This is a genomic window from Mesorhizobium escarrei, assembly GCF_935825525.1.
GTDB lineage: Bacteria > Pseudomonadota > Alphaproteobacteria > Rhizobiales > Rhizobiaceae > Mesorhizobium > Mesorhizobium escarrei.
The window spans coordinates 154,262-155,589 of sequence record NZ_CAKXZT010000140.1; the positions used below are offsets into that span (position 1 = coordinate 154,262).

Here is a 1,328-nt window from a genome sequence, read left to right on the forward strand (position 1 = left end):
ATTCTCAAGCGCGCGCTCGAATCCGATCTCAACACGATCAAAAGCGTTATATCGGACCAGTCCGAAAAGCTCGTGGAAGACCGCTCGACCCTGTCGAAGGCGCTTGAAGACGACCTCGCCAAGCTGGCGGAAAGCCGGTCGAGCATCGACGGGCTGGTTTCCGGCCAGGTCGAGAAGCTGGCCGAGGGCCGCGACATCCTCAAGCGCGCGCTCGAATCCGATCTCAACACGATCAAGGAGGTCATATCAGGCCAGTCGGAAAAGCTGGCGGAAGACCGTGGTCAGTTCTCGAAGGCGTTGGAAACCGACCTGCAGAGCGTCAATGGCCTGATCGCCGATCACATGAACAGGCTAGCTGAGGACCGCTCAATCCTGTCGAAGGCGCTCGAAGACGATCTCGCCAAGCTGGCCGAAAGCCGGTCGAGCATCGATGGGCTGGTTACCGGGCAGGTCGAGAAACTGGCCGAGGGTCGCGACATTCTCAAGCGCGCGCTCGAATCCGATCTCAACACGATCAAGAGCGTTATATCAGACCAGTCCGAAAAGCTCGTGGAAGACCGCTCGACCCTGTCGAAGGCGCTTGAAGACGATCTCGCCAAGCTGGCGGAAAGCCGGTCGAGCATCGACGGGCTGGTTGCCGGCCAGGTCGAGAAGCTGGCCGAAGGCCGCGACATTCTCAAGCGCGCGCTCGAATCCGATCTCAACACGATCAAGGACGTCATATCAGGCCAGTCCGAAAAGCTGGCGGAAGATCGTGGTCAACTGTCGCAAGCGTTGGAGACCGACCTGCAGAATGTGAACGGCCTGATCTCCGATCACATGAACAGGCTCGCCGCAGACCGCTCGACCCTGTCCCAGGCGCTCGAAGACGATCTCGCCAAATTGGCGGAAAGCCGGTCGAGCATCGACGGGCTGGTTGCCGGCCAGGTCGAGAAGCTGGCCGAAGGCCGCGACCTGCTCAGACGCGCGTTGGAAGCAGACCTCAACACTATTAAGGGTGTCGTCGCCGACCAGTCTCAGCAGCTGACCGACAATCGCGCAGAGTTTGCGCGGGCGCTGGAGGCCGATCTCGGCAGCGTCAACGGTCTTGTAACCAGCCACGCCGAGAAGCTCATCCAGGACCGCTCGATCCTGTCCAAGGCGCTTGAAGACGACCTCGCCAAGCTGGCGGAAAGCCGGTCGAGCATCGACGGGCTGGTTTCCGGCCAGGTCGAGAAACTGGCGGAAGGCCGCGACATCCTCAGACGTGCGCTGGAAGCAGACCTCAGTACCATCAAGGGTGCCGTCGCCGACCAGTCTCAGCAGCTGACCGACAATCGCGCAGAGCT

The 1,328-nt window shown here is 61.0% G+C and carries 1 pseudogene; it reads left to right on the forward strand.

The window, feature by feature from the left end:
- Positions 1-1,328 (forward strand): annotated as a pseudogene (locus NMG80_RS37925) (kinesin); the annotation flags it as partial.